The sequence below is a fragment of the Streptomyces barkulensis genome, assembly GCF_002843305.1.
GTDB lineage: Bacteria > Actinomycetota > Actinomycetes > Streptomycetales > Streptomycetaceae > Streptomyces > Streptomyces barkulensis.
In genome coordinates this window covers 1-25,724 of the sequence record NZ_PGSG01000117.1, presented here as the reverse complement: position 1 = coordinate 25,724, position 25,724 = coordinate 1, and the positions used below count along the sequence as shown (strand labels likewise).

The window sequence follows — 25,724 nt, the reverse complement described above, 5'->3', positions numbered from 1 at the left end:
CGGCGAACGCGCGGCGGTGCCCCCGCGACGTGGAAGGACGTCGCGGGGGCACCGCCGCGCGGTGGGGGTTCGGGGAGGGCGGGCGGAGGTTCAGGACAGCTTGACCAGGACGGTACCGCTGTAGCGGCGCCGGAGCAGATCCACGAACGCCTGCGGCAGCGCCTCCACTCCGCCGTCGACGACCGTGTGCGGGAAGACGATGCGGCCCTCCCTCAGCCATGCGCCGAACCGCTCGTTCCAGCCGTCGATCTGGTCGGGGGTGTGGAGGGTGGCGAAGCCGCGGAACGACAGGTCCCGGCTGATCGCGGTCATCAGCGGCAGGCGCGGGCTGCCGCCGTCCCCGCCGTGCTGCCCGGCGAGCGCGCCGCACAGGGCGAACCGTGCGCCGCGGTTGGCGAGCCGGACGGCCGCCTCGAACTGCTCGCCGCCCACGTTGTCGAAGACCACGTCCAGGCCGTCGGGGGCCAGTTCGGCGAGCTGCTCGGCCACCGGGCCGTCGTGGTAGTCGAAGGCGGCGTCGAAGCCGATCTCCTTCACCAGGAAGTCGATCTTCTCCCGGGAGCCGGTGCTCCCGATGACGCGCTTCGCGCCGCGCAGCTTCGCGATCTGCCCGGCCAGCGCGCCGACGCCGTTGGTGGCGCCGGAGACGAAGACCGTCTCGCCCTCGCCGGCGCCGACGGTGTCGACCATCCCGTGCCAGGCGGTGGGGCCCTGGGAGAGGAAGTACTCCGGGCCGGGCAGCAGACCGCGGTCGCGGCGGAAGAACTCCTGCGCGGAGCCGACCGCGTACTGCCGCCAGCCGGAGAAGTGCTCGACGAGGTCGCCGACGGCCAGGTCGGGGCTGCTGGACCGCACGACCGTGCCGACGGTGCGGCCCCACATCGCCACTCCCGGCTGGAAGACCGGGATCGGCAGCTTCGTGGCCGGGTTCATCTGGTCGCGGGCGACCGAGCCCAGGGTCATCCAGTCGTTGCGGACGACGACCTGGCCCTCGCCGGGCTCGGACAGTTCGCTCTCGCCCATGGCGAAGTGGTCGAGGGTGACCTCGCCCTCGGGGTCCGGGTAGGCGGCCAGCCGCACTTCGAGGCTGGTGGCGGGCAGGGTGTCGGGCAGGACGGCGGTGCTCATGAGGTGCTCCTTCGCAGTTCCACAGGGAGGGTGAGCGGGTTGTGGTTGACGTCGCCGGTCCGCCAGGGGATCTCGGCGGCGGGCACGGCGAGCCGCGCCCCGGGAAAACGGCGGGTCAGCTCCTCCAGTGCCACGGAGAGTTCGAGGCGGGCCAGGGGAGCGCCCAGACAGTGGTGGATGCCGTGCCCGAACGCCAGGTGCGGGTTGTCCGCACGGGAGGGGTCGAGGTGTCCGGGGTCGGCGAAGACCGCCTCGTCGCGGTTGGCGGAGGCGAAGGAGACGAACACCGCGTCGCCCGCGGGGACGACCGTCCCGCCGACGGCCACGTCCTCGGTGGCGAGCCTGGGCAGGCCGGAGGTGTCGTCCGCGTTGAGGTTGACGGTGCGCAGCAGCTCCTCGACGGCCGCCGGCACCTCCCCGGGGTGTTCGCCCAGCCGGCGCCACAGCTTCGGGTGGTGGGCGAGCAGGGTGAGGGTGAAGTTGGCGATCTGCCCGGCCGAGGAGTCGAATCCGGCCCCCAGCAGGGTGTACCCGAGGCCGATCAGCTCCTCCTGGCTCAGCCGGTCCTCCCCGAGCCGGGCGGCGGCCAGCGCGGACAGCACGTCACCGGCGGAGCCGGGCGAGACGGCGGGTTCGGCGCGCCTGGCGGCCACCAGGGAGGCGATGTAGGCGCCGAGGCTCTCGCGGGCCTCCACCGCCTGCTCCTCGGGCGCCGACAGATCGGCGAACCGCCGCACCCAGGTGTGGAACCGTCCGCGGTCCTCCCCGGGCACGCCCAGCAGTTCGCAGATGACGGCCATCGCCAGCGGGGCGGCGAACCGCGCCACCAGGTCCACCGGTCCGCCCCGGTCCGCCTCCGGTTCCAGGTCCCGCAGCAGCTCACCGGCCAGCTCGCGCACCCGCGGCCGCATGCCCTCGATCCGCCCGGGCGAGAACGCCTGGGAGGCCAGGGCGCGCAGCCGGGTGTGGTCGGGCGGGTCGAGGGAGACGATCATGCCCGGCGGGGCCTGGAACAGGCCGCTGAAGCGCGGGGCGCCGGGTGCGTACATCGCGGCCCGGCTGAACCGGGGGTCCTCCAGCACGGCCCGTACGTCCGCGTGCCGGGTCACCAGCCAGGCGTGGCCGCCGCCGGCCGTCCCCACCCGTACGACGGGCCGCTCGGCGCGCAGCCGCGCGTAGGCGGGGGCGGGGCCCCGGTAGCTCGACCCCGGGAACGGGAAGGGTGGCAGGGGCTCGGGGGCGTGTGCGGCCTCGGAGGAGGTGCCGGCAGGGGCCTGGTGGACGGTCACGGCGTCGCCTTTCACGGTCTCGGCTCGCGGTGCGGTGCGGTGCGGTGCGTGGGCTGCGGTGCGGGTGCGGGTGCGGTGCGCGGCCCCGGGCGGCGGGCGTCAGCGCAGCGGGCGGAAGAAGGAGCGCAGCTCGCCGACGAGCAGTTCGGGCTGCTCCAGGGCGGGGAAGTGGCCGCCGCGGTCGTGGTCGGTCCATCGGCGCAGGTCGGTGAAGCGGCCCTCGCACCAGGCGCGCGGCATCCGGCCGTCCTTGGGGAACAGCGAACAGGCGGTGGGCACGCCCACCGGGCCCAGCGCCATCTTGTTGTGGCTCTCCCAGTAGACGCGGGCCGAGGAGGCGCCGGTGGCGGTGAACCAGGCGACCGACACCGCGTCCAGGATCCGGTCCCGGGGGATCACCTTGTCCAGGTCGCCGTCGTGGTCGCTCCAGGCCCAGTACTTCTCCACCATCCACGCCAGCTGCCCGGCCGGCGAGTCCGTCAGGCCGTAGCCGAGGGTCTGGGGGCGGGTGGCCTGGAGGACGGAGTACGCGCCCTCGCTCTGCTGGAACTCCTTCAGCGCGGCCAGCCCGGCCAGGTCCCGCTCGTCCAGCTCCACCTGTTCCTGCGGCGGGCGCGCGAAGGGCATGGCGATGTGGATGCCCGCCAGACGTTCCGGGCGGGTCTCGCCGAGGATCGCGGTGAGGAACGAGCCCCAGTCGGTGCCGTGCGCGGCGTAGCGGCCGTAGCCCAGCCGGGACATCAGCTCGTCCCAGGCGGCGGCGGTGCGCTCGATCGTCCACCCCGCCTCGGCCGGCTTGTCGCTGAAGGCGAAACCCGGCAGGGAGGGGCAGACCACATGGAACGCGTCGGCCGGGTCCTCGGGGTCGGTCAGCGCGCCGACGACGTCCAGGAACTCCACGACCGAGCCGGGCCAGCCGTGGCTGAGCAGCAGCGGCATGGCGTCCGGGTGCGGGGAGCGCACGTGCAGGAAGTGGACGCCCAGGCCGTCGATCTCCGTGCGGAACTGCGGCAGCGCGTTCAGCCGCGCCTCGGTCGCGCGCCAGTCGTAGCCGTCGCGCCAGTGGCCGGCCAGCTCCTCCAGGTACTCCAGGGGGACGCCCTGGGACCAGTCGCCCACGGTCTCGGCCTCGGGCCAGCGGGTCCTGGCCAGCCGTTCCCTCAGGTCGGTGAGGTCCGCCTCGGGGACCGCTACGCGGAAGGGCGTCACTGCCGTGCTCATCGGCGTTCCTCCAGGACTGGACTGGGCTGGCTGGACTGGGCTGGCTGGACTGGGCTGGCCGGACCGGTTGGGCCGGCTGGGTCGGGCCGGGACGGGCCGCCCCACCGGACGGGCCGCACGCTACGGACGCGGCCTAGAGACCGGGTCGAACAGCGCCCGGGGCGGAGGAAGGGCGGTTCGAGCCCTGTTCATGCCTCTCTCCAGAGGCGGGTGTCAGCGTCGCAGCCGTCCTGACGAGGAGGGACCAGCGATGAGCACACAAGCCGAACAGACCGGTGCGGCAGCGGAGGAGACCTTCCCCTACGAGCGGAAGTGCCCGTTCTCCCAGCCCGAGCAGTACGCGCAGTTCGCCGACGAGCCCGTGAAGCAGGTCCCGCTCACGACCGGACTGAAGGTCTGGGCGGTCACCGGGCACGAGAACATGCGCCAGCTGCTGACCGACCCGCGCACCAGCGCCTCGCGCAAGGAGGCGAACTTCCCCTTCTACTTCGACGCCCCGCCGGAGTTCCGCACCGAGACGTCCTTCATCGGCTACGACCCGCCCGAGCACACCAAGGTCCGCCGCAAGGCCGCCGTCACCTTCACCAACCGGCGTGTGCAGATGCTGCGCCCGCAGATCGAGAAGATCGTCGACGAGGCGATCGACGCGATGATCGAGCAGGGCCCCGGCGTGGACATGCACCACGCCCTCTCCCTGCCGGTGCCGATGACGGTGATCTGCCTGCTGCTCGGCATCCCCTACGAGGACCACGAGTTCTTCCAGGTCAACGGCACCACCCTGCTGGGCGGCACCGCGACCATGGCCGAGCGCCAGGCCGCCCTGGTGGACGTCAACGACTACCTGTTCGACCTGGTGGCCAAGAAGGAGAAGGAGCCCGGCGACGACCTGCTCAGCCGGGCGATCGCCGAGTACCGCGAGTCGGGCGAGGAGTACGAGGCCCGCGATCTGGTCAACCTGTGCCGGCTGCTGATGAACGGCGGGCACGAGACCACCGCCAGCATGATCTCGCTGGGCACCGCCTGCCTGCTGGAGCACCCCGAGCAGCTGGAGCAGCTGAAGGCCGACCCCGAGCTGATCGGCCCGGCGGTCGAGGAGCTGGTCCGCTACCTGACCATCGGCGACGCGGCCGTGCCGCGCGTGGCCACCGACGACATCGAGCTGGCCGGCGCCACCATCCGCAAGGGCGACGGCATCCTCTGCCTCGGTCTGACCGCCAACCGCGACGCCGAGGTGTTCGAGGACCCCGACGAGCTGATCCTCGCCCGCGGCAACCGCCGCCACTTCGGCTTCGGCCACGGCCTGCACCACTGCATCGGAGCGGACCTGGCCCGGCTGGAGCTCCAGCTGGTGTGGGGCAGGCTCTTCGAGCGCATCCCGACCCTGCGGCTGGCCAAGCCCTTCCAGGAGATCCGCTCCAAGGAGCGCGCGATCATCTACGGCCTGTGGGGACTCCCGGTCGCCTGGGACGAGTGAGCCGGTGATGGGCCCTCTGGAGGGGCTGAGGGTCGTGGAGCTCGCCGCGATCGGGCCCGCGCCCTTCGCCTGCATGATGCTCGCCGACCTCGGCGCGGACGTCGTACGTGTCGACCGGTCCGACGGCCGCCGCTCGTTCCCGGACTGGCACGTGGTGCTGGACCGCGGGCGGCGGTCGCTCGCGCTGGACCTGAAGGACCCCCGGGGCGTGGCGGAACTGCTGTCGCTGGTGGAGGCGGCCGACGTGCTCGTCGAGGGCTTCCGGCCCGGGGTCGCCGAGCGGCTGGGGATCGGCCCCGGGGAGTGCCGCGCGCGCAACCCCGCCCTGGTGTACGCGCGGATGACCGGCTGGGGCCAGGAGGGGCCGCTCGCGCGGGAGCCCGGCCACGACATCAACTACCTGGCCCTGACCGGGGCCCTGCACGCGATCGGGCGGGCCGGCGGGCCGCCCGTGCCCCCGGTGAACCTGCTGGGGGACTTCGGCGGCGGCGGGATGCTGCTGGTCGTCGGGGTGCTGGCGGCGCTGCGCGAACGCGAGGCCTCCGGTCTCGGGCAGACCGTCGACGCGTCGATCGTGGACGGCGTCGGCGCGATGCTCGGGATGCTGGTGGGCATGGCCGGCAGCGGCCAGTGGCGCCATGAGCGCGGGACGAACCTGCTCGACGGCGGCGCCCCCTTCTACCGCTGCTACGAGTGCGCCGACGGCCGCCACATGGCCGTCGGGGCACTGGAGGAGCGCTTCTACACCGCCCTGCTGGACGGGCTCGGCCTCGATCCCGGATCGCTCCCGGACCGCGACGACACGGCCAACTGGCCCGTGCTGGAAAGGCTGTTCGAGGAGCGCTTCGCCCGGTACGACCGCGACACCTGGACGGCCCGCTTCGCCGGGACCGAGGCGTGCGCCACCCCGGTGCTCACCGTGGAGGAGGCGGCCTCCCATCCGCACCACCTGGCCCGCGGCAGCGGCCCGACCGCGCCCGCGCCGCGCTTCAGCCGGACTCCACCGGGACCCCAGCGGGCCGAGTCAGGCTGGGGCCGGCCGTCCGCGGCCTCATTTCGCCGTACGTCCCCCGAGAAAACCAGAGAGGTAGGCCATGACGATTTCGTCGGAGCACGTCCCGTCCGTGGAGACGGAGGTGGAGAGGCCGAGGGAACAGGCGGGGGCTGGTACGCCGGCCGACGGGTCGGCCGGCGCCTCGGCCGAAGCCCCCACCGATGAGGTGAAGCTCGACCCCCTGCGCTGGGCTGCCCTGCTGGTACTGCTGGTCTCGGCCTTCATGGACCTGCTGGACGGCACCATCGCCAACGTCGCGGCCCCCTCCATGCAGCGCGAACTGGGCGCCGGCTACTCGGCGATCCAGTGGATCCTGGTCGGCTACCAGCTGGCCTTCGCCCTGCTGCTGATCCTCGGCGGCCGCCTCGGCGACATCTTCGGCCGCAAGAAGGTCTTCCTGATCGGCGTGGCCGGCTTCACCCTGACCTCCCTGACCGCGGGGCTCGCCCAGGAGCCGTGGCAGCTGGTGGTCTCCCGCGTGCTGCAGGGCGCCTTCTCCGGGATCATGGTCCCGCAGGTGCTCTCCATCATCCACGTCACCTTCTCCAACAAGGAGCGGGGCACCGCCTTCGCGCTGCACGGCCTGGTGGGCGGTCTGGCCGCCACGCTCGGCCTCGCGCTGGGCGGGCTGATGGTGCAGTGGAACCTGTTCGGCCTCGACTGGCGGCTGATCTTCCTGGTCAACGTCCCCGTCGGTCTCTTCGGCCTGTTCTACGGCTCGAAGGTGATCACCGAGTCCAGGGCGCCGCAGGCGCTGCGGCTGGACGTCACGGGCGTGCTGCTGGCCACCGTCGGCATGCTGATGCTGATCTTCCCGCTGCTCCAGGGCCGCGAGATGGGCTGGCCGACGCTGGGCTTCGTCTCCATGGCGGGATCGCTGCTGGTGCTGACCGGGTTCGTCCTGTGGCAGAAGCACAAGATCCGCAAGGACGGATCGCCGCTCGTCGAGCTGGGGCTGTTCCGCACCCGCAGCTTCTCCTCCGGCCTGGCCGTGAACCTCATCTTCTACATCGGCATGGGCATGTTCACCATCGGCTGGACGCTGTACATGCAGATCGGCATGGGCTGGTCCCCGATGCGCGCGGGCCTCACCAGCCTGCCGTTCTGCCTCGGCGCCTTCATGACCGCGACGACGTCGGTGATGATCCTGGTGCCGAAGTTCGGCCGCAAGGCGCTCCAGGTCGGCGCGGTCGTCCTGGTCGCCGGCCTGGGCGCGTACATCTGGGTCGCCGGGGAGTACGGCAGCCAGGTCACCTCCTGGCACCTGGCCATCCCGCTGTTCCTGATCGGCCTGGGCTTCGGCACGGTGGCCACCCCGCTGCCGCTGATCGTGACCTCCGAGGTGCCGCACAAGGACGCCGGTTCCGCGTCCGGCCTGGTCAACACCAACACCCAGCTCGGCTTCGCCATCGGCGGCGCGCTGGTGAGCGTGGTCTTCTTCGGCGGGCTCGTCGGCAACACCGGGGCCGCGGTGGACGACCAGGCGCCACAGCTGCGCAAGGATCTGGTCGCCGTCGCCGGGCTCTCCCCGGAGCGGGCCGACGAGGCCGTCGCGGCCTACCGGACGTGCACGGTGGACCGCGCGGGCGAGAAGGACATGGCCATCGTGCCCGAGAGCTGCTCCTCGGCGACCGTCCTGAGCGAGCCGGCCGTCGCCGAGACCCTGGAGCCGTACGCGAAGGACACCACGGGCGTCTCCTTCGCGGCGAGCTTCCAGACCCTGCTGTGGACCTTCATCGGCATCACCGCGGTGGTGTTCTTCCTGCTGTTCGCCGTCCCGCGGCGACTGCGCCAGGACGGCCCCGAGGACGCGGTCACGGAGGAGCGGGCGGCCGGCGCGACCGCCTGATCCGACCGGAGAGCCTCCCCCGCGAACGGCGGGGGCGGACCGGAGCCCCGGGCCCGGTCCGCCCCCGCTCCGTGCTGTCCCGGGCCGTCCGCGCCCCGGACCGTTCCGGGTGTCCGCGCCCCGGCGGAGCTGCCGACCGCCTCTCAAGCCCCCTTCGAGGCGGTCCCCGGACGGTGGGCCGTACCCGCCGCGGTAGTCGGCCGCCGGCGGCACCAATGAGGAGGGACGATGGCCGATCGGCGCTTCCAGCTCTACGACACGACCCTGCGCGACGGAACACAGCAGGAGGGCCTGGCGCCGACGGTCGAGGACAAGCTCGCCGTCGCACGCCACCTGGACGCCTTCGGGGCGGGCTTCATCGAGGGCGGCTGGCCCGGAGCCATCCCCAGGGACACCGAGTTCTTCCGCCGGGCGCGCACCGAACTGAACCTGCGCAACGCGGAACTGGCGGCCTTCGGGGCCACCCGCAGGCCCGGCACCCTGGTCACCACCGACCCGCAGGTGCGGGCGCTGCTGGAGGCCGAGACCCCGGTGGTGACCCTGGTGGCCAAAGGCCACACCCGGCACGTCGAACTCGCCCTGCGCACCACGCTCGCCGAGAACCTGGCGATGATCGGCAGCACCGTACGGCATCTGGTGCGGGCCGGCCGCCGGGTCTTCGTCGACGCCGAGCACTACTTCGACGGCTACCTCGCCAACCGCGAGTACGCCCTGGAGGTCGTCCGCGCCGCCGCCGAGGCCGGCGCCGAGGCCGTCGTGCTGTGCGACACCAACGGCGGCTCGCTGCCCGACGGCATCGGCGCCGTGGTGGCGGACACCCTCACCGCCACCGGCGCGCGCCTGGGCATCCACTGCCACGACGACTCCGGCTGCGCGGTGGCCAACACCCTGGCCGCCGTGGACGCCGGCGCCGACCATGTGCAGGGCACCGCCCACGGCTACGGGGAGCGGTGCGGCAACGCCAACCTGTTCACCGTCGCCGCCAACCTGGTCCTCAAGCGGGGCCGCACGGACGTCGTCCCCGCCGAGCGGCTGCGGGAGATGGCCGAGACGGGCCGCGCCATCGGCGAGCTGACCGGGGTGCACGCCCACCCGGCGGCCCCGTACGTCGGCGCCTCCGCCTTCGCGCACAAGGCCGGGCTGCACGCCTCCGCCCTGCGCGTGGACCCCGACCTGTACCAGCACATCGACCCGGCCCGGGTGGGCAACGCCATGCGCACCCTGGTCTCCGACATGGGCGGGCGCTCCTCCATCGAGCTCAAGGCCCGGGAGCTGGGCTACGAGGTCTCGGCCGGCTCCGAGCCGGTGGCGCGGGCCGCGGCCCGGGTCAAGGAGCTGGAGGGGCGCGGCTACAGCTTCGAGTCCGCCGACGCCTCCTTCGAGCTGCTGCTGCTGGAGGAGCTGGCCGGCGGCGGTCTGGAGCACCCCTTCGAGGTGGACGCCTGGAAGGTCGGGGTCGAGGAGCGGTCCGGCGGCGAGGTGCGCACCGAGGGTTCGGTGCGGCTGCGGATCGACGGCACGCCACTGGCCGCGACCGGCACGGGCAACGGGCCCGTCAACGCCCTGGACCGGGCGCTGCACCAGGCGCTCGACCCGTTCTTCCCCGAACTGGCCCGGCTGGAACTGGCCGACTACCAGGTCCGGGTGCTGGGGAACGGCTCGGGCAGCGCCGCCGCCGCACGCGTCCTGATCACCTTCACCGACGGACGCCGCCGCTGGGGCACCGTCGGCGTGGACGGGAACACCGTCGCCGCCTCCTGGCGGGCCCTGCTGGACGCGGTCCGCTACGTCCTGCTGACCGAGCGCGGGGCCGACCACCGCGCCCACCGCCGCGCCGCGGTCCCCGCGGTCGCGGCCGCGGGCTGACCGCGCCGTCCCGGACGGCACCGACGACACCCGGACGAGATGGGGAGTGGACCGTGCGAGTGGAAGACATCTACATACGGGGGACCGGGGTGCGGCTCCCCTCGTCCCTGCCGGTGGCCGACGCGGTGGCGTCGGGCGCCTGCCCGGAGCGGGTGGCGTCGGCCACCGGCATGGTCTCGGTGGCGTACTCGCCGGACGAGTCCGCAGCCGAGATGGCCGTGCACGCCGCCCGCACCGCCCTGGGCAGGGCGGGCGGCAGCGGCGGCGACACCGATCTGATCCTGCACGCCGACACCTACCACCAGGGCCAGGACCTGTGGCCCGTGGCCTCCTACGTACAGCGCGAGACGCTCGGCAACAGCTGTCCGGCCATCGAGATCCGGCAGATGTCCAACGGCGGCATGGCCGCCCTGGATCTGGCCCACTCCTACCTCACGGCCGTCCCCGGGCGCCACGACGCGCTGCTGACCACCGCCGACCGGTTCTGCGAACCCGGCATCGACCGCTGGCACACCGACCCGGGCACCCCGTACGCCGACGGAGCCACCGCGCTGGTGCTCTCCCGGCGCGGCGGTTACGCCCGGCTGCGTTCCCTGGCGATGCTCGCCGACCCCGAGCTGGAACCCCTGCACCGGGGCGACGAGCCGTTCGGACGGGCGCCCTTCTCGCACCGCGTCCCGGTGGACTTCGAGGAGGCCAAGCGCTCCTTCGTGGCCCGGGTGGGCATGTCGTACGCCGTCACCCGAGCCCACGCCGGGCAGCAGACCGTGCTCAAGCAGGCGCTGGCCGACGCCGACCTGGAACTGGGCGAGGTGGACTGGGTGGTGCTGCCGCACTTCGGGCGGCGCCGGCTGCAGTCCATCTACTACCAGCCGTTCGGCATCGACCCGGCCCGCACGGCCTGGGAGTGGAGCCGCACGGTCGGGCACCTGGGCGCGGGCGACCAGTTCGCGAGCCTGGACCACCTGGTCGTCTCCGGCCGGGCGCGGCCCGGCGACAACTGCCTGCTGGTCGGCGTCGGGGCCGGCTACAGCTGGGGCTCGGCGGTCGTGGAGATCCTGGACCGCCCCGAGTGGGCGCACGGCGCCTGAGCACACCGCCTGAGCACACCGCCTGAGCACACCGCCTGAGCACACCGCCTGAGCACACCGCCCGAGCACACCGCCCGAGCACACCGCCCGGGCACGCCGCCCGGGCACGGCGGCGCTGAACCCCGAACCCCCCGAACCCCCCGAACCCCCCGAACACGGCGGGCCGGCGCCGCCCGGCCCACGACCCCCGCCCGGCGGTCCGCCGGGCGGGCTCGAACATCCCTCCTCCGGCGCTCCAGCCCTGCTCGAGCGCACCCTGCCAATCTGACACAGGCGCCGTGTGAGCGGCGCGACCCGAAGGGAAGATCCGCCATGGTGCCGAACACCGCCACCGCCGTCGCCGAAGCCGCCGGAACCGGGACCGCCGGGGCCACCGGGACCGCCCGGACCCATGTCACGGAGCACGCCGTCGTCGTCGACGCGCCCGCGGACACCGTCTACGGCCTGGTCGCCGACGTCTCGGCCTGGCCGCAGGTCTTCGGCCCCACCATCCACGTCGAGGTGCTGGAGGAGCACGCCGACGAGCAGCTCCTGCGGATCTGGGCCACGGCCAACGACCAGGTCCGCTCGTGGACCTCGCACCGCATCCTCGACAGCCGCGCCCGCACCGTCTCCTTCCGCCAGGTGGCCTCCGCGCACCCGGTGGCGTCGATGGGCGGGAAGTGGCTGGTGGAGCCCAACGACGACGGCGGCAGCCGCGTCGTCCTGCTGCACGACTACACCGCCGTGGACGACGACCCGGCGGCGGTCGAGCTGATCGAGCGGGCCGTGGACCGCAACAGCCGCGCCGAGCTGACGGCCCTGAGGAACGCCGCCGAGCGCAGCGGCGGCGCGCGGGAGGACGGCGGGCGGACGGGAGCGGAGGACGGCGGGCTGCGCTTCACCTTCAGCGACTCGGTGGACATCACCGGCTCGGCCGAGGACGTCTTCGCCTTCCTCGACCGCGCCGACCTGTGGCCCGAGCGTCTGCCCCACGTCGCCCGCATCGGCCTGGAGGAGTCCCCCTCCGACGGCGGCGGCTCCACCGTCCAGCGCATGGACATGGACACCCGCAGCCCGGACGGCTCCCTGCACAACACCATGTCCGTGCGGGTGTGCTTCCCCGACCGGTCCGTCATCGTCTACAAGCAGCTGCGGGTACCGGTGGTGATGAGCGGGCACACCGGCCGCTGGGAGATCGAGCCCCATGGAAAGGGCGTGCGCGCCACCTCCTGGCACACCGTCACCCTCGACCCCGAGGGGGTGCGGCAGCTGCTGGGCCCCGACGCCACGCTCGCCGAGGCGCGCACCAAGGTCCGGCAGGCCCTGGGCGCCAACAGCACCACCACCCTCCGGCACGCCAAGCGGTTCGCGGAGGACCTCCATGACCGACCGTGACCTCAGCAGTCCGCTGACCACAGTCCACCGGTTCACCGTCAAGGGGGACCCGCGCCGGTTCGAGCAGGAGTTCCGGGAGCACTCCCAGTACCTGCGCGGCCGGCGGGACTTCTCCTATCTGGTGACCGTGCGGCTGCTGGACTCCCCGGCCTCCTACGTCCACGTGGGGCACTGGCGGAGTCTGGAGGGCTTCATCGAGACCGTGCACACCGAGACGTTCCTCGAACACGTGCGGTGCCTGGAGCCCATGGTGGACACCGAGGCCGACCAGGCGGTCAGCGTCGACCGCCTGCTGGTGCGCAACGCGCTGCCCGGGCACGACAACGTGGTGCTGCTGCCGTGCACCGTGCTGGGCGGGGTGCGGGAGTTCGAGAAGGAGGCCCGTGAGCTGTCCAGGTTCCTGGCCGGCACCGGCGGCTTCGGCGGCTTCGACCTGCTGCGCTCGACCTTCCGGCCGCAGCGGTACCTGGGCATGGCGTGGTGGGCCGACACCGGGGCCTGCGACCGGGCCCTGGCCGACGCCGAGCGCGCCGGGGCGTACGGCGGGCTGGGCCGGGTGGCGCGCTTCCGCGCCGAGCGCACCCGGCACATCGCCTACGAGCGGGGGCTCGCGGACTGAACACGGCCGCCGGGCACGACGGGCCGGGCCCTTGGGGGCCCGGCCGCGTCCGTTCCGGCCGCGTCCGCCCCGCGAGCGCCCCTCGAGCCGCGGGGCGCACCCTGCCCGCATGGCCAACGACACACCACAGGCCCTGCTGACCGTCGTACGGGGGAACCCCGACGCGGGAGAGCTGGCCGCCGTCACCGCCGTACTGCTGGCGCTGTCGGCCCACCGGACCCCCGCGGACGCGGGCGGCCCGGGAGAGCCGGACGCCGCGGCGGACGCCGGCGACCCGGAGGCGTCCGCGGACCGCGCCGGCTGGCCGGCCGGGCGGACCGGCTACCGCCCGCCCACGGCATGGTCGCGGGCATGACGGGGAGCCGGCCCGGCGGACCGGGTGCGCCCGGCGGTCCGGGGGATGTCGAGTCCGGTTCGAGAGGACGTTCGTACCTTCCCGGAGAAGTCACACGGGCCGGTGCCGCGGGCACGGCGGCCACGACGGCACGCGAGGGGGAGGCGATGAACGGTTACCGGAGCTTCACCGATCTCATTCTGTCCAGGGTCCGGGAGACGCCCGGGCGGGCGGCGCTCGTCCTGCTGGGCGAGGCCGGTGGTCCCGGCGGCGAGCAGACCGCCGAGACCGTCTCCTACGGGGAGCTGGACCACGAGGCCAGGAAGCTGGCCGGCTGGCTCCAGGAGCACGGCGCGCGGGGCGAGCGGGTGCTGGTCCTGCAGTCCTGCCGGCGGCTGTTCGCCGTCAGCCTGGTGGCCTGCCTGTACGCGGGGGCCGTCGCCGTCCCCGTGCCGCCCGCGGGCGGCCGCCGCCACCACGAGGAACGGGTGACCGGCATCGTCAAGGACGCCGCCGTGCGGTTCGCCCTGACCGACTCCGCCGACGCCCCCGAGGTCTCGCGGCTGCTGGCCGGCGCCGGGTACGGGGACGTCGCCTGCCTGCCGGCGGACGCCGTCCCCGGGGCGGGGCCGTGGCACCGGCCCGACCTCGGACCCGATTCCGTGGCCTTCCTCCAGTACACCTCCGGCTCCACCCGCGACCCCCGCGGCGTGGTGGTCACCCACGGCAACGTCCTGGCCAACCAGGCGGCGATCGGCCGTGCCCTGGGCACCCGGCCCGGCGACCGGCTGGGCGGCTGGCTGCCCTTCCACCACGACATGGGGCTCGTGGGCCAGCTCCTGCACCCGCTGTGGCTGGGCGGCACCGCCGTTCTGCTGTCCCCCACCGCCTTCGTCAAGCGGCCGGTCCGCTGGCTGGAGGCGATCTCCCGGTACGGCGTGCGCGTCAGCGGCGCCCCGGACTTCGCGTACGAGCTGTGCCTGCGCCGGATCACCGACGAGCAGCTCGCGGGCCTGGACCTGTCCGGCTGGGAGGTCGCCGTCAGCGGCGGCGAGCCGGTGTGCGACCGGACCCTGCGCGCCTTCACCGAGCGGTTCGCCGCGGCCGGGCTGCGGCCCGGAGCGCTCACCCCCTGCTACGGGCTGGCCGAGGCCACCCTGCTGGTGACCGGCGCCGTGCGCGGGCCCGGCGGGGATCCCGCGCGGCTGGTGGTGGACGCCGCCGCGCTGGAGCGCCACGAACTGCGCGAGCCGGCCTCCGGCGCCGCGCGGCGCACCCTGGTCTCCTGCGGCCCCGCCGCCGACGGCGAGGTGCGCGTCGTGGAGCCCGTCGGCGGCGAGGTGCTGCCCGAGGGCCGCATCGGGGAGATCTGGCTGCGCGGCCCCGGTGTCGCCCGCGGCTACTGGGGCCGCCCGGCGGAGACCGCACTGGCCTTCGACGGACGCACCGCCGACGGGGACGGCGGCCACCTGCGCACCGGGGACCTGGGCGCCGTCGTGGGCGGCGAGCTGTACGTCACCGGCCGCCTCAAGGACATGATCGTGGTGGCCGGCCGCAACATCTACCCGCAGGACCTGGAGCGCACGGTGCAGCGGGTCAGCTCGCTGTTCGGGGCCGCCACCGCGTTCGCGGTGCCCGGCGAACGGGACCGGATCGTCGTCGTCCAGGAGCTGCGCGCCCGCGGCCGGTACGACATCGACCTGGCCGCGCTGACCGCGGCGGTGGGCAACCGCCTGACCGAGGAGTTCGAGGTGCGGCCCGGCGGGGTGCTGCTGGTGCGCCCCGGCACGGTGCGCCGCACCACCAGCGGCAAGGTGGAGCGCGCCGCGATGCGCGGTCTGTTCCTCCGCGGCGAGCTGCGGCCGCTGCACGAGGAGATCCTTCCCGAGGTCAGGGAACTGATGACGGCCGGGGCACGGTGATGGGGGCGTACGGGGACCGCGCCGACGCGCTGGAGCGCGCCTTCGGTCCGCTGGACGATCCGGCCAACCCGCTGGGCCAGGACGCGATCCTGGCCGCCGACGCGGCGGGCCGGGTGCCCGCCGGCGCGGAGGAGGTCCTCGACGCCCACCGCTTCAACGCCGAGTTCGTGCCCGCGGAGCTGGGCGGCGGACTGTCGCGGATGGACGGTCTGGGCCGGGTGCTGCGGCCGGTCTTCCGCCGGGACGCCTCGCTCGGCTTCGGCCACGGGCTCAACTGCTTCTTCGCCGCCGCACCCGTCTGGATCGGGGGCAGTGCCGGGCAGCGGGCCGAGGTGGCCGGGCATCTGCTCCAGGGCCGCCGCGTCGCCGTGGCACGGCACGAGGTGGCGCACGGCAACGACTTCGTCCGCGAGGAGTTCACCGCCCGGCCCGCCGGCGGCGGGTTCCTGCTGAACGGCAGCAAGTCGGTGATCGCCAACGCCTCGCGGGCCACCGGACTCGTCGTCTTCGCCCGCACCGGCGAGGGCGGTGGCGGACGCAGCCACTCGGTGCTGCTGCTGGACCGGGCCGGGCTGCCCGAGGGCCGGCTGACCGACCTCGCCAGGCGTCCCACCAACGGGATGCGCAGCGCCGAGTTCGGCGGGCTGCGGGCCACCGACTGCCCGGTGCCGGGCGGGGCGCTGGTCGGCGAGGCCGGCGGCGGCTACGAGCTGTCCCTGCGCTCCTCGCTGCTCATCCGGGGCCTGATCCCGTCCATCGTGCTGGCCGGGGCGGACACCGCGCTGCGCACGGTGACCCGGTTCGCGGTCCGCCGCCGGGCCGCGGGGCGCTCCCCGCTGGACGTCCAGCATGTGCGCGACGTCCTCACCGGCGCCTTCCTCGACCTGCTGCTGAGCGACTGCCTGGCCCTGGTGGCCACCCGGGGACTGCATCTGATGCCCCGGCAGACCAGCGCGTACGCCGCCGCGGCCGCCTATCTGGCCCCGAAGATCGTCGCGGAGTCGATGGACGAGATGTCCGCCGTCCTGGGCGAGGAGAGCCTCGCCCGGGACGGCGCGTACGCGATGTTCGCCAAGCAGCTGCGCGATCTGCCCGTCACCTCGCTGGGCCATGCGGGCAGCGCGGGCCGCCAGGTCAGCCTCCTGCCCCAGCTGCCCTTCTTCGCGCGGCACGTGTGGTTCAACGACGCCGAGGCGCCCGCCGCGCTGTTCCGGCCCCACGGGGACCTGCCGCCGCTGGATCCGGCCGGGCCCGCCCTGCTGGGCGACAGCGATCCGCTCGCCGCGACCCTGGTGGCCACCGACGGCCTGCTGGGCTCCGACGGCCTGCCCGGGGAGGCCCCGGGGGACCGGGGGGCGCTCGGCGCGCTCACCCGCGCCCTGGTCGCCGAACTGGGCGAGCTGCGCACGGCGTTCGCCGGGATCGGGGCGGACGACCGCGCGGCCCTGGTGGATCCGCGCAGCTTCGCGCTGGCCGACCGGTACGCCCTGGTGCTGGCCGCGGCCGCCTGCCTGGGCGTGTGGCGGGAGCAGCGGTCCGGCGGCGCGGCCGGAGCCTTCCTCGCCGACCCCGCCTGGCCCACCGCGGCCCTCTACCGCCTGTGCCGGCGGCTGGGGCTGCCGCTCCCGGAGCGGCCGGCCGCATGCGAGAGCCGGGTGCTCGCCGAGGTCCTGGCACGGCTGCACGGACGGCGCAGCTACGACCTCTACGGCACGGGTCTGGCCTGACCGCCCCCGCACCGCCCCCCTTCGAATCGCTGAATAAGGAGCGCGAGATGTCCGTACCCCCCCGCCGGGTGCGCGAGCAGGCGTACGCCGACTGGCTGACCGAACGCCTGGCCCACTACCTCGGCCGGCCGGTGGAGGAGGCCGTGTCGTTCGCCGAGCACGGCCTGGACTCCGTGGCCGCGCTCAGCCTCTACGGCGACATCGAGGAGAAGTACGGCCCGCTGATCGACCCCACCGACGTCTGGGCGTACCCGACCGTGCGCGCCCTGGCGCGGTATCTGGCGCTGCGGGACCCCCGGCCCGGCGGGGACGGCCGGGTGCGCGCGGCGTTCGTCTTCACCGGGCAGGGCTCCCAGCATCCCGGTATGACCGCCGGTCTGTACCTGCACTCCACGGGGTACCGCGCGCATCTGGACGCGGCGGCCGACGCGCTGCTGCCCTACACCGGCCTGTCGGTCGTCGACCTGATCCTCAGCGGGGACGCGCGGATCCACCAGACGGCGTTCGCCCAGCCCGCCCTGTTCGCCGTCGAGTACGCCCTGGCCCGCACGCTGGAGGAGTCGGGGGTGTGCCCGGTGGCGGTGCTGGGCCACGGCATCGGGGAGTTCGCCGCCGCCACCGTCGCCGGGGCGCTGACACTGGAGTCGGCGGCCCAACTGGTCTCCTTAAGAGGGGCGTTCATGCAGTACCTGCCCTCCGGCGGCGGGATGACGGCCACCTGTGCCCCCGCCTACGAGGCCGCCGAGCTGCTGTCCTGCGAGCCCGGGGTGAGCATCGGGGCGGTCAACGCGGCGAAGGCCACCGTGCTGTCCGGGGAGATCGCCGGTCTGGAGCGGATCCAGGAGAAGCTGGCCGCGCGCGGCATCGCCGCCACCCCGCTGAAGGTCACGCACGCCTTCCACTCCCCGCTGATGGCGCCGGTCCTGCCGCGCTTCGAGCAGGTGGCCCGGAGGCTGCCCGGCGGCGCGCCGAGGGTGCCGTTCTACTCCACGGTGCGGGGCGGCTACACGGGCGAGCCGCTCTACTCCCCCTACTGGTCCCTCCAGATCACCTCCACGGTGCGGTTCGCCGACGCGGCCCGGCAGCTGCTCGCCCAGCAGGCCCCGACCCATGTCGTCGAGATCGGCCCCAAGGCGGTCCTCACCCCCTTCGTGCGCCGCATGGGCGGCAGCCGGGGGCCGGTCTGCCTGGCCATGTGCCGGGGGCCGGAGAGCAACGCGGTGGACCTCGCCGGGGTGCTGTCCGAACTGGACGCCGGCCCGCTCTCCCTGTCCCTGGCGGAGGGCTGAGGTGGCGCCTTCCGCACGGGCCGCGGGAAGCGGTGAGCACGGGGGAGGGGGGCCGGGCCTTGTGGAGGTCGCGGGCCCCCACGGCCCCTGGGACCGGGTCCGGGGGGAGCTGGCGCACCGGGGGACCGCGGTGGTGGCCGGGCGCCTGCCCGACTGGCGCCTGCCGGGCGGGGAGGCGGCGCTGCGCCGGATGCTGGGCCGGGACTGGCACCGCTACGAGGCCATGTCCCAGCCCCTCATGAAGGAACGTTTCTCCGCTTCCCGGCTGCTGCTGCGGCACGTGATCGCCGCGGCGATCGACACGGTTCCGGAGCAGGTGGACCTGGCGTACCAGCCCGGCGGGCGGCCGTATGTGCGCGGCTGCGACCAGATCGACATCAGCCTGAGCCACACCCGCCGGACGCTGGTGGCCGGGATCACCCGCAGAGGCCGGATCGGGGTGGACGTCGAGTCGGCGGACCGCCGGATGGCCGGCACCGGCTCGGAGTCCCAGGGCTGCACCCCGTACGAGCTGGCCCGGCTGGACGAGGGGGAGGCGGGCGAACGCAACGCCACGCTGGTGCGGTTGTGGACCCTGAAGGAGGCGTACAGCAAGGCGCTCGGCCAGGGACTGCGCTTCCGGTTCACCGAGTTCGGCTTCGACCTGGGCGCGGACCGGATCCGGCTGGTGCGGCCCGACGGCACCCCGGCGGACGGCGGCGAGTGGACGTTCGGCACCGGAGTGCTGGGCGGGGATCCGGACGGGGATCCGGACGGCGGGCGGGACGGGGATCCGGACGGGGGGTACGTCGTCGGCACCGCCGTGTACGACTCCGGGTTCGGCGAGACCTTCGACCTGTCGGTGCGCACCGCCCTGGACGCCGGCCTCCTCGACGCGCTGCTCGGCGCGGCGGCCTCGCCGACCGCCTTCGAGGCGGACCCGTGAGCGGCCCCGTGAGCGGACCCGTGAGCGGCCACCGGCCGCGGCCCCGCAGGACACACGGGGCATACGGGGCACACGGGGCACGCGGCTCAGGGGATCCAGCCGGCCTCCTCGGCGATCCGCACGGCGTCGATGCGGTTGCGGGCGTTGAGCTTGGCGACGATGGTCGTCAGGTAGTTGCGGACGGTCCCCTTGGACAGGTAGAGGGTGCCGGCGATCTCGGCGGCGTCGGCGCCCTGCGCGGCCAGCCGCAGCACCTCCAGCTCCCGGGGGGAGAGGGGGTTGTCCGGGCAGTCCCAGGCGGACAGGGCCAGCTGCGGGTCGATGACACGCTGGCCCTGGGCCACGGAGCGCACGGCGTGGGCGAGCCGGTCGGAGGGCGCGTCCTTCAGCAGGAACCCGGTGACGTGCGCGGCCAGGGCCCGGCGCAGGGTGCCCGGACGGCCCAGGCTGGTGAGGATCAGGGTCCGGCAGCCGGGAAGCCGCTCGTGCAGCTCGGCCGCCGCCGTGAGGCCGTCGACACCGGGGAGGTCGACGTCCAGCACGGCCACGTCGGGCCGGGTCTCCAGCGCCCGCTCCACGACGAGGTCCCCCCGGTCGACGGCGGCCACGACGCTGAAGTCGGGCTCCAGCTCCAGCAGGGCGACCAGTGCTCCCCTGATCATGTGCACGTCCTCGGCGAGCAGGATCTTCACCGACAGCATTGGCCCCCCAGACCAGGAAGGCGCCCGGCCCCCCGGACCGGACGCTTGTGTCAGGCCGCGGATCTCGCGGCGTTCGCCGTGCCCAGCCCCCCGGCCTCCGGCGGATGCGCCGCCGCCACGGGATGCGCGGGGGCCTGCGCGACGAGGTGGAACCGGCCGTCCTCGCGTACGCCCGCCTCGACCCGGCCACCGATCGCCGCGAGCCGGTCGCGGAGGTTGCCCAGGCCGCTGCCGCTGTGCGCGGAGCGGTCCGGACGCTGCCCGGCCACCCCGTCGTTCACCAGGCTGAGCATGACGGTCTCTCCCTTCGACTCGACCGATACCACGCAGGTCTGGGCCTTGCTGTGACGGAGGATGTTGGTGACGCCCTCCCGCAGCGCGGTCGCGAGCACGGTGTCGGTGACCGGGTGCAGCCGGCCGCAGGAGACGTCCGTCCGCGCCCGGATGTCGGCCGTCGCCAGGATGGCGGCGGCCGACTCCGCCTCCGCCGCCAGCGACATGTCGCGGTAGCCGCTGGCGACCAGCCGTACGTCCGACAGCGCCTGCCGGGACACCTCCAGGACGGAGGCGATCTCCTCACGCGCCCGGTCGGGCCGGGAGTGCACCAGGCGGTACGTCAGCTCGCTCTTGAGCGTGATGGCCGACAGGCTGTACCCCAGCAGGTCGTGCAGGTCGCGGGCGAACCGCAGGCGCTCCTCGGTGACCGCCATCCGGGCCATCTCCGCCCGCGACGCCTGCACCTCGGCCACCAGATCGCTCAACCTCGCCGTCCCGTAGAGGATCAGTCCCGCCATCATGGTCGAGGTCGTCAGATAGACGACCGTCACCCAGTCCAGACCGGCCGAGACGGTCATGGCCAGCATGGTGCCCGCGATCACGCCGTAGGAGGGCCAGGCCACCCTGCCGGGCAGCAGGAGCAGCAGCGAACCGGCCAGCGGGCCGGCCATGCTCCCCCAGTTCAGGCCGAAGAAGAGGAACGGCAGATAGGTCAGCACGGCCTGCGCCAGCAGGGTCGCGCAGCGGCGGCGCAGTGACCAGCGCTGCGCGCGGGGGGATATGTGGAGGAACTGGAAGACGAAGACCGCGGCCACACACCCCAGGCACAACAGCACCTGGCTCCGCTCGGCGCCGCTGCGCAGGACGTTGAGCAGCGAGATCCCCGAGTAGTACAGCAGGGTGGCGACCGTGATCGTCCTGGCCAGCTTCGGCGCGAGCAGTTCGCGGTGGCGCGTCTGCGACCGCGGGGGAGACGTGCTCCGGGCCCCCGCTCGAACGGGAGCCCGGAGGGAGGAGACGCTGTCCGGGGTGTCGTGCACCTGGCTGCTCCTCGGTCAGAAGCCATGACGTTGAACCACGAGTTGACCGCATCGTATTGGCCATCGGCTGACTCTGGCCACCGACGAGGAGCAGCGTCCGAAATCAGACGAACAGCGGGATCGGATTCAGGTTCTCGTAGGCCGTCGGCCGCTCGAGTCGGCCGAGTGTCACCGGTATGTCGAACAGACGGCCCGGCGCGAAACGCGCCCAGAAGTGGCGCAGACCGGGGGCGATCACCCTGACCACCGGAACTCCCACGTCAGGGCGCGTCTGATCGAGCACCAGCAGCTCCGTTCCACGGGCTTCGAGAAGGGAGCGCGCTGTCTCCACATCGTCGTGCAGATCGTGACGAGGGGTGTGCGCGTAGTCATGGGGGGCCAGGGGGGTCGTTGACTGGCTCGGAGCCAAATATGGCTGGTTTCTTATGGTCGCTCGGGTCCACCACTCCACCAGTTCGGCGGGCGCGGCACCATATCCGGCCCCTTCTCCGGCTTCTCCGGCGTTCCCGCCGACGCGGACCACCGAGGCGGCCAGCTGCCCCATCTCCGTCAGCGCGCGGCGCAGCGCCAGCCGGGGGTCGAAGTGGGCGCCGAACCCCAGGACGATGTCCTGCGCGGGCTTGTCCGTGCGCCGCGACAGCGCCGCCATCACGGGAATGCCCAGGTCGGAGGTGAGATCCAGCACCCACAGATCCCGCCCCATCCGCGCGTATACCTCCCGCAGCCCGGCGAGCCAGGGTTCGTCGAAGGCGTCCAGGTCCACGGCCGGCTGACGGGTGCGGTTGTACCACCACAGGGCCACCGCGTCGCGCTCGACCAGCTCCAGGAAGCCCTGGACGACGGCGTCCTCCAGACTGCTGCCGGCCGCGTTCCCGTTGGAGTCGGCGCGGGGCCCGCCCGCGTCCGGGGAGGCGCGTTGGCCGAAATACAGCATGGAGGTCGGCAGCAGCCGGTGAGTTCGGGCCGTCAGGGACCACACGGGCGTCCACTCCACCGGACGGTCGGCGTCGAAGGGGGCGCACACCTGGTGGAAGGGGGAGGCGGTGGCGTTCCAGCGCCCCCGGTCCCGGAACTGCCGCTCGTCGAAGAGCTGGCACGCGTTGGGGTGGATCGCCTGCTCCCCCAGGCCCCGCAGGCTGTCGTACACCACGGGCTCGTCGCCCTGGCGGGTGGCGCTGTAGCGCTCCACCGCCTCGCACAGGGCGCCGACCTCGGCCTCCAGAGCGGTGACGCCCTTGCCGCCGCTGAGACTGCGCAGCCCGCCGCGGAGGTCGGCGAGCGTGTGGGCGTCCAGCGCCAGGTTGTGGCCCGAGACATAGGAGTTGAGGCCGTCGGGCAGCCGGTCGTCCCGCCGGACCTCGCGCACGATCCCGGTGACCGGGTCCACCAGATGCCCGTACCGCTTCAGGACCTCCTCGGGGGTGAGGGCGCGGTCGTTGCTCCCGCCCCGCGCCGCCTTCGGCCGGGGCGCCAGGGCGACCGGCCGCCGCACCAGACCGGAGACCAGCGACGGGTCGCCGCACTCCGGGCACTGGGGGCGCCGGTGCACCGTGTGATGGCCGGTGTCCAGGGTGAGGGTGTCCAGGACACGGACGGCGCCCTGGCCCTCGTTGCGCACCCCCGCCAGCCACTTGGCCGCCTCCAGCACCGCCATCCGCAGGCCCATCCCCCGCCCGGCCGCCAGGGAGGCGGACGGGCGGGGCAGGGGAGCGTCACTGCCGATGGCCCGCTGGAGCGGCACCTCCGAACGGCGGTGGATGCGGATCCGGTGCGCCAGACAGGACCAGCAGGGCCCCGCGCCCGGCCGGAACACCGGCCCCACCCAGGGCTCGGGGCCGTAGGGGCCGGCCAGCAGCCAGGGCAGTCCCCGCTCGCGGTGCCAGGCGTCCACGGACCGCAGTCCGGGCGCCAGGTAGTCGTCGCAGAGCACCAGCGAGAAAACGTTACTGCCGGGCCCGCCGTCACCGTCGGCACGGTCACCGTCACCGGCGCCCTCCCGCCCGGCCCGCTCCCCCTCGGGCGCGGGGAGCGGACCCAGCACCCTCAGCCCGGACTCCTCGCAGGCGGCGCGGGCCTGGTCGCCGTCCACCCCGCCGACGGTGACCAGCCGTACGGCGGTGCGGGCCAGCGCCGCGCCCGCGGCGCCGCCGTCCAGGCCGGCCAGCTCCCAGTAGGCGGCCGCCGAGACGTCGGTCCCCTCACCGGGAGCGGACCGGTAGCCGACGAGGTTGGCCCGCGCCAGTTCCCCGATGATCCGGCCGGCCTCCGCCGGAGGGACCAGGGAGCCCGCCTCGCGCAGCACCCCGGCCACCGTGCGGGTGCCGTCCAGCAGCGGGGCGAGCGCCTCGGCGGGCCGGCCGTACAGCGCCCTGACCCCGCGGGGCGAGAGCAGGTAGACCGCCTCGCCGGGCACCACCTCGGCCCGCAGATGGCGACGGAAGCCCACGAAGGGGCCGCCGTCGGCAGCCTCTTCGCGTTGTCTCACGCTCCCACCGGCCCCGGAACCTCCAGGCGGAAGTCGTCCGCGCGGGTGCAGCCGAAGCAGGCCAGCTGCTCGGCGTCGCGGGTGTCGAGCTGCTCCAGGTCCTCGATGAGCAGCGGGTCGCCGGCGTAGACCGGCTCGGACGCGTACAGTCCGAGCTCCGCGAGGATCGCCACGGAGTCCGGCACGCCGCCGTGGGGCGCCTCGGCGGCGGGCAGGCCGAACCCGGACAGCACCGCCACCGGGTCGGCGGTGTAGCGGGCCTCCAGGCCGGGCTCCAGCCCGGTGCGGACGGCCAGTTCGGCGAAGCGCCGGTCCTCCGCGCCGGTGTTCTCCGTCGAGGCGGTGGCGGACGTGTTGGTTCGCATGTGAAGACCCCCTGTGAGTCGGACGGCCGAGCGTTCGAATCAATCGTGATGATTGTGTGATCCCTGCCGCCGGGGAGCCCAGTGCGGCGTTCACCACCGACCCATGAGATTTTCACGACCCCGCTCATGAGCGCCTCACTGGGCGCCGCTCCCGCACCGTGCGAGCCTCACTCAATGCTCCGAGAGGAACCGTCAGGCGGACTGCCGGCGGATTGAGCTCGACAAGGGGAGAGCACACCATGGAGATCAAGGTTCTGGGTCCGCTCGCGGCGGTGGAGCGGGGAGTGTCTGTGGTCCCGAGCGCCGCCAAGCCGAGGCAGATCCTCGCACTGCTCGCCCTCCAGGCCGATCACGTGGTGACCGTGCCGACTCTGATGGAGGAGATCTGGGGCGAGAACGTCCCGCGCAGCGCCGCAACCACCCTGCAGACCTACATACTCCAGCTGCGCCGCAGGATCGCGGTGGCGCTGGAGGGCGATCCGGCACGGGAGGCCAAGGACGTGCTGGTCACCCAGCACGGGGGCTATCTGCTCCAGGTACAGCCCGGCCAGGTGGACGTCCAGGAGTTCGAGCAGCTCGCCGCGTCCGGCCGGGCCGCCCACGACGCCGGCGACGACCGCAAGGCCTCCGAGATGCTGGGCCGCGCGCTGAAGATGTGGCACGGCCCCGCACTGGTGGACGTGAGGGTCGGCAGTGTCCTGGAGCTGGAGGTCCTGCGCATGGACGAGGACCGGATGGCGGCCCTGGAGCGTCGCGTCGACGCCGACCTGCGGCTGGGCCGGCACACCGAACTCGTCCCCGAGCTGCGGGTACTGGCGGCCCGTCACCCCATGCACGAGAACTTCTGCGCCCAGCTGATGGTGGCCCTGCACCGCTCCGGAAACTCCTGGCGGGCCCTGGAGGCCTACCAGCGGCTGCGCAACACGCTCATCGAGGAGCTGGGCATGGAGCCCTCGCCGAAGCTCCAGCGGCTGCACCACGCGGTGCTCTCCGGCGACCCGCAGCTGGACGCCACGGCGCACGCGGTGCGCTGACCGGCGCAGGCCGGCGGACCGGCAGACCGGCCGGGTGCCGGCCGGCGCGGGACGGGCGCGGGAACGGCCCGGCGGCTGCTCCAGCCGACCTCTAGGCGGCGTTCCTACGTTCGCCCGATGACGATCCTCGACGACATCACGACGAGTGCACCGGCACCGCGGACCGCCCCGGACCAGGACCTGGACCGGGCGCCGGACCGGACGGCGGAACCCGGCCCCGACCTGCGCCGGGCCACCGCGGAACTGCTCCGGCTCAAGGAGGAGGTGGGCCGGGGCCCCGATCCGGACGCCACCCGCCGGCAGCACGCCAAGGGCAAGCTCACGGTCCGCGAGCGGCTGGACGTCCTCTTCGACGAGGGCACCTTCACCGAGATCGAGCCGCTGCGCCGGCACCGCGCCACCGGCTTCGGCCTGGAGGACCGCAAACCGCACGGCGACGGCGTGGTCACCGGCTGGGGCACCGTCCACGGCCGGACCGTCTTCGCCTACGCCCACGACTTCCGCGTCTTCGCCGGCGCCCTGGGCGAGGCCCACGCGCAGAAGGTCCACAAGGTCATGGACCTGGCGCGGGCCGCGGGCGCGCCGCTGGTCTCCCTCAACGACGGGGCCGGCGCCCGCATCCAGGAGGGCGTGACCGCCCTGGCCGGCTACGGCGGCA

21 protein-coding genes are annotated in these 25,724 nt (G+C 74.0%); 14 read left to right on the top strand and 7 right to left on the bottom strand.

What is annotated here, in order from left to right:
• Window positions 1-90: 90 nt before the first annotated feature.
• The 3 genes from CUT83_RS27515 to CUT83_RS27505 form a co-directional block, all read right to left on the bottom strand.
• Window positions 91-1,128 (bottom strand): MDR family NADP-dependent oxidoreductase, encoded by a 1,038-nt coding sequence (locus CUT83_RS27515; RefSeq protein ID WP_101258521.1) that lies wholly within the window; start codon window positions 1,126-1,128, stop codon window positions 91-93.
• Window positions 1,125-2,417, bottom strand: coding sequence for a cytochrome P450 (locus CUT83_RS27510; RefSeq protein ID WP_277347718.1), 1,293 nt, complete (start codon window positions 2,415-2,417; stop codon window positions 1,125-1,127). Before CUT83_RS27510 ends, CUT83_RS27515 begins: the two co-directional genes overlap by 4 nt.
• A 99-nt stretch (window positions 2,418-2,516) precedes the next feature.
• Complete coding sequence (locus CUT83_RS27505) at window positions 2,517-3,638, bottom strand: epoxide hydrolase family protein (RefSeq protein ID WP_093852299.1); 1,122 nt, start codon at window positions 3,636-3,638, stop codon at window positions 2,517-2,519.
• Window positions 3,639-3,888: 250 nt separating this feature from the next.
• On the opposite strand from CUT83_RS27505, the gene CUT83_RS27500 reads away from it, so the two are divergent.
• The 12 genes from CUT83_RS27500 (at window position 3,889) to CUT83_RS27445 (ending at window position 19,165) form a co-directional block, all read left to right on the top strand.
• A complete protein-coding gene (locus CUT83_RS27500) occupies window positions 3,889-5,112 on the top strand; it encodes a cytochrome P450 (protein ID WP_101258520.1) in 1,224 nt (407 codons plus the stop codon).
• Between the two features lie 7 nt (window positions 5,113-5,119).
• Window positions 5,120-6,331 (top strand): CaiB/BaiF CoA transferase family protein, encoded by a 1,212-nt coding sequence (locus CUT83_RS27495; RefSeq protein WP_101258519.1) that lies wholly within the window; start codon window positions 5,120-5,122, stop codon window positions 6,329-6,331.
• Complete coding sequence (locus tag CUT83_RS31250) at window positions 6,213-8,015, top strand: MFS transporter (RefSeq protein WP_241524834.1); 1,803 nt, start codon at window positions 6,213-6,215, stop codon at window positions 8,013-8,015. The genes CUT83_RS27495 and CUT83_RS31250 overlap by 119 nt, the downstream gene beginning before the upstream one ends.
• Window positions 8,016-8,243: 228 nt before the next feature.
• A complete protein-coding gene (gene cimA, locus CUT83_RS27485) occupies window positions 8,244-9,881 on the top strand; it encodes a citramalate synthase (RefSeq protein WP_093852291.1) in 1,638 nt (545 codons plus the stop codon).
• 53 nt (window positions 9,882-9,934) lie between these two features.
• Window positions 9,935-10,972, top strand: a complete 1,038-nt coding sequence (locus CUT83_RS27480) for a ketoacyl-ACP synthase III family protein (RefSeq protein ID WP_101258517.1) — start codon at window positions 9,935-9,937, stop codon at window positions 10,970-10,972.
• Window positions 10,973-11,284: 312 nt separating this feature from the next.
• The gene (locus tag CUT83_RS27475; protein WP_101258516.1) at window positions 11,285-12,349 is read left to right on the top strand and encodes an aromatase/cyclase; all 1,065 of its coding nucleotides are present in this window, start codon (window positions 11,285-11,287) and stop codon (window positions 12,347-12,349) included.
• A complete protein-coding gene (locus CUT83_RS27470) occupies window positions 12,336-12,968 on the top strand; it encodes an antibiotic biosynthesis monooxygenase family protein (protein WP_101258515.1) in 633 nt (210 codons plus the stop codon). Before CUT83_RS27475 ends, CUT83_RS27470 begins: the two co-directional genes overlap by 14 nt.
• Window positions 12,969-13,077: 109 nt before the next feature.
• Window positions 13,078-13,323, top strand: a complete 246-nt coding sequence (locus CUT83_RS27465; protein ID WP_101258514.1) for an acyl-CoA carboxylase subunit epsilon — start codon at window positions 13,078-13,080, stop codon at window positions 13,321-13,323.
• Window positions 13,324-13,469: 146 nt separating this feature from the next.
• Window positions 13,470-15,224: a fatty acyl-AMP ligase gene (locus tag CUT83_RS27460; RefSeq protein ID WP_101258513.1), complete on the top strand. Its 1,755-nt coding sequence runs from the start codon at window positions 13,470-13,472 to the stop codon at window positions 15,222-15,224.
• A complete protein-coding gene (locus CUT83_RS27455) occupies window positions 15,224-16,951 on the top strand; it encodes an acyl-CoA dehydrogenase family protein (RefSeq protein WP_101258512.1) in 1,728 nt (575 codons plus the stop codon). The genes CUT83_RS27460 and CUT83_RS27455 overlap by 1 nt, the downstream gene beginning before the upstream one ends.
• A 47-nt stretch (window positions 16,952-16,998) precedes the next feature.
• Window positions 16,999-18,240: an acyltransferase domain-containing protein gene (locus tag CUT83_RS30590; RefSeq protein WP_093852284.1), complete on the top strand. Its 1,242-nt coding sequence runs from the start codon at window positions 16,999-17,001 to the stop codon at window positions 18,238-18,240.
• A 61-nt stretch (window positions 18,241-18,301) separates the two neighbouring features.
• Complete coding sequence (locus CUT83_RS27445) at window positions 18,302-19,165, top strand: 4'-phosphopantetheinyl transferase family protein (RefSeq protein ID WP_206282629.1); 864 nt, start codon at window positions 18,302-18,304, stop codon at window positions 19,163-19,165.
• Between the two features lie 86 nt (window positions 19,166-19,251).
• Here CUT83_RS27445 and CUT83_RS27440 read toward each other — a convergent pair whose 3' ends face one another.
• The 4 genes from CUT83_RS27440 to CUT83_RS27425 form a co-directional block, all read right to left on the bottom strand.
• Window positions 19,252-19,866, bottom strand: a complete 615-nt coding sequence (locus CUT83_RS27440; RefSeq protein WP_101258509.1) for a response regulator transcription factor — start codon at window positions 19,864-19,866, stop codon at window positions 19,252-19,254.
• A 50-nt stretch (window positions 19,867-19,916) separates the two neighbouring features.
• A complete protein-coding gene (locus CUT83_RS27435; RefSeq protein ID WP_101258508.1) occupies window positions 19,917-21,182 on the bottom strand; it encodes a sensor histidine kinase in 1,266 nt (421 codons plus the stop codon).
• Window positions 21,183-21,285: 103 nt separating this feature from the next.
• Window positions 21,286-23,667, bottom strand: a complete 2,382-nt coding sequence (locus tag CUT83_RS27430) for a TOMM precursor leader peptide-binding protein (protein ID WP_143688635.1) — start codon at window positions 23,665-23,667, stop codon at window positions 21,286-21,288.
• The gene (locus CUT83_RS27425) at window positions 23,664-24,032 is read right to left on the bottom strand and encodes a hypothetical protein (protein ID WP_093852281.1); all 369 of its coding nucleotides are present in this window, start codon (window positions 24,030-24,032) and stop codon (window positions 23,664-23,666) included. The genes CUT83_RS27430 and CUT83_RS27425 overlap by 4 nt, the downstream gene beginning before the upstream one ends.
• A 239-nt stretch (window positions 24,033-24,271) precedes the next feature.
• On the opposite strand from CUT83_RS27425, the gene CUT83_RS27420 reads away from it, so the two are divergent.
• Together CUT83_RS27420 and CUT83_RS27415 are read left to right on the top strand one after the other, a co-directional pair.
• Complete coding sequence (locus tag CUT83_RS27420; RefSeq protein ID WP_101258507.1) at window positions 24,272-25,066, top strand: AfsR/SARP family transcriptional regulator; 795 nt, start codon at window positions 24,272-24,274, stop codon at window positions 25,064-25,066.
• A gap of 117 nt (window positions 25,067-25,183) precedes the next feature.
• A partial coding sequence (locus tag CUT83_RS27415; RefSeq protein WP_277622948.1) for a carboxyl transferase domain-containing protein occupies window positions 25,184-25,724 on the top strand: 541 nt, incomplete at its 3' end.

Excerpts from the sequence above, each read along its gene's own strand:
- CUT83_RS27515 (WP_101258521.1), bottom strand. The coding sequence starts at position 1,128 with ATGAGCACCGCCGTCCTGCCCGACACCCTGCCCGCCACCAGCCTCGAA.
- CUT83_RS27505 (WP_093852299.1), bottom strand. The coding sequence starts at position 3,638 with ATGAGCACGGCAGTGACGCCCTTCCGCGTAGCGGTCCCCGAGGCGGAC.
- CUT83_RS27500 (WP_101258520.1), top strand. The coding sequence starts at position 3,889 with ATGAGCACACAAGCCGAACAGACCGGTGCGGCAGCGGAGGAGACCTTC.
- CUT83_RS27495 (WP_101258519.1), top strand. The coding sequence starts at position 5,120 with ATGGGCCCTCTGGAGGGGCTGAGGGTCGTGGAGCTCGCCGCGATCGGG.
- cimA (WP_093852291.1), top strand. The coding sequence starts at position 8,244 with ATGGCCGATCGGCGCTTCCAGCTCTACGACACGACCCTGCGCGACGGA.
- CUT83_RS27475 (WP_101258516.1), top strand. The coding sequence starts at position 11,285 with ATGGTGCCGAACACCGCCACCGCCGTCGCCGAAGCCGCCGGAACCGGG.
- CUT83_RS27470 (WP_101258515.1), top strand. The coding sequence starts at position 12,336 with ATGACCGACCGTGACCTCAGCAGTCCGCTGACCACAGTCCACCGGTTC.
- CUT83_RS27465 (WP_101258514.1), top strand. The coding sequence starts at position 13,078 with ATGGCCAACGACACACCACAGGCCCTGCTGACCGTCGTACGGGGGAAC.
- CUT83_RS27460 (WP_101258513.1), top strand. The coding sequence starts at position 13,470 with ATGAACGGTTACCGGAGCTTCACCGATCTCATTCTGTCCAGGGTCCGG.
- CUT83_RS27455 (WP_101258512.1), top strand. The coding sequence starts at position 15,224 with ATGGGGGCGTACGGGGACCGCGCCGACGCGCTGGAGCGCGCCTTCGGT.
- CUT83_RS30590 (WP_093852284.1), top strand. The coding sequence starts at position 16,999 with ATGTCCGTACCCCCCCGCCGGGTGCGCGAGCAGGCGTACGCCGACTGG.
- CUT83_RS27440 (WP_101258509.1), bottom strand. The coding sequence starts at position 19,866 with ATGCTGTCGGTGAAGATCCTGCTCGCCGAGGACGTGCACATGATCAGG.
- CUT83_RS27425 (WP_093852281.1), bottom strand. The coding sequence starts at position 24,032 with ATGCGAACCAACACGTCCGCCACCGCCTCGACGGAGAACACCGGCGCG.
- CUT83_RS27420 (WP_101258507.1), top strand. The coding sequence starts at position 24,272 with ATGGAGATCAAGGTTCTGGGTCCGCTCGCGGCGGTGGAGCGGGGAGTG.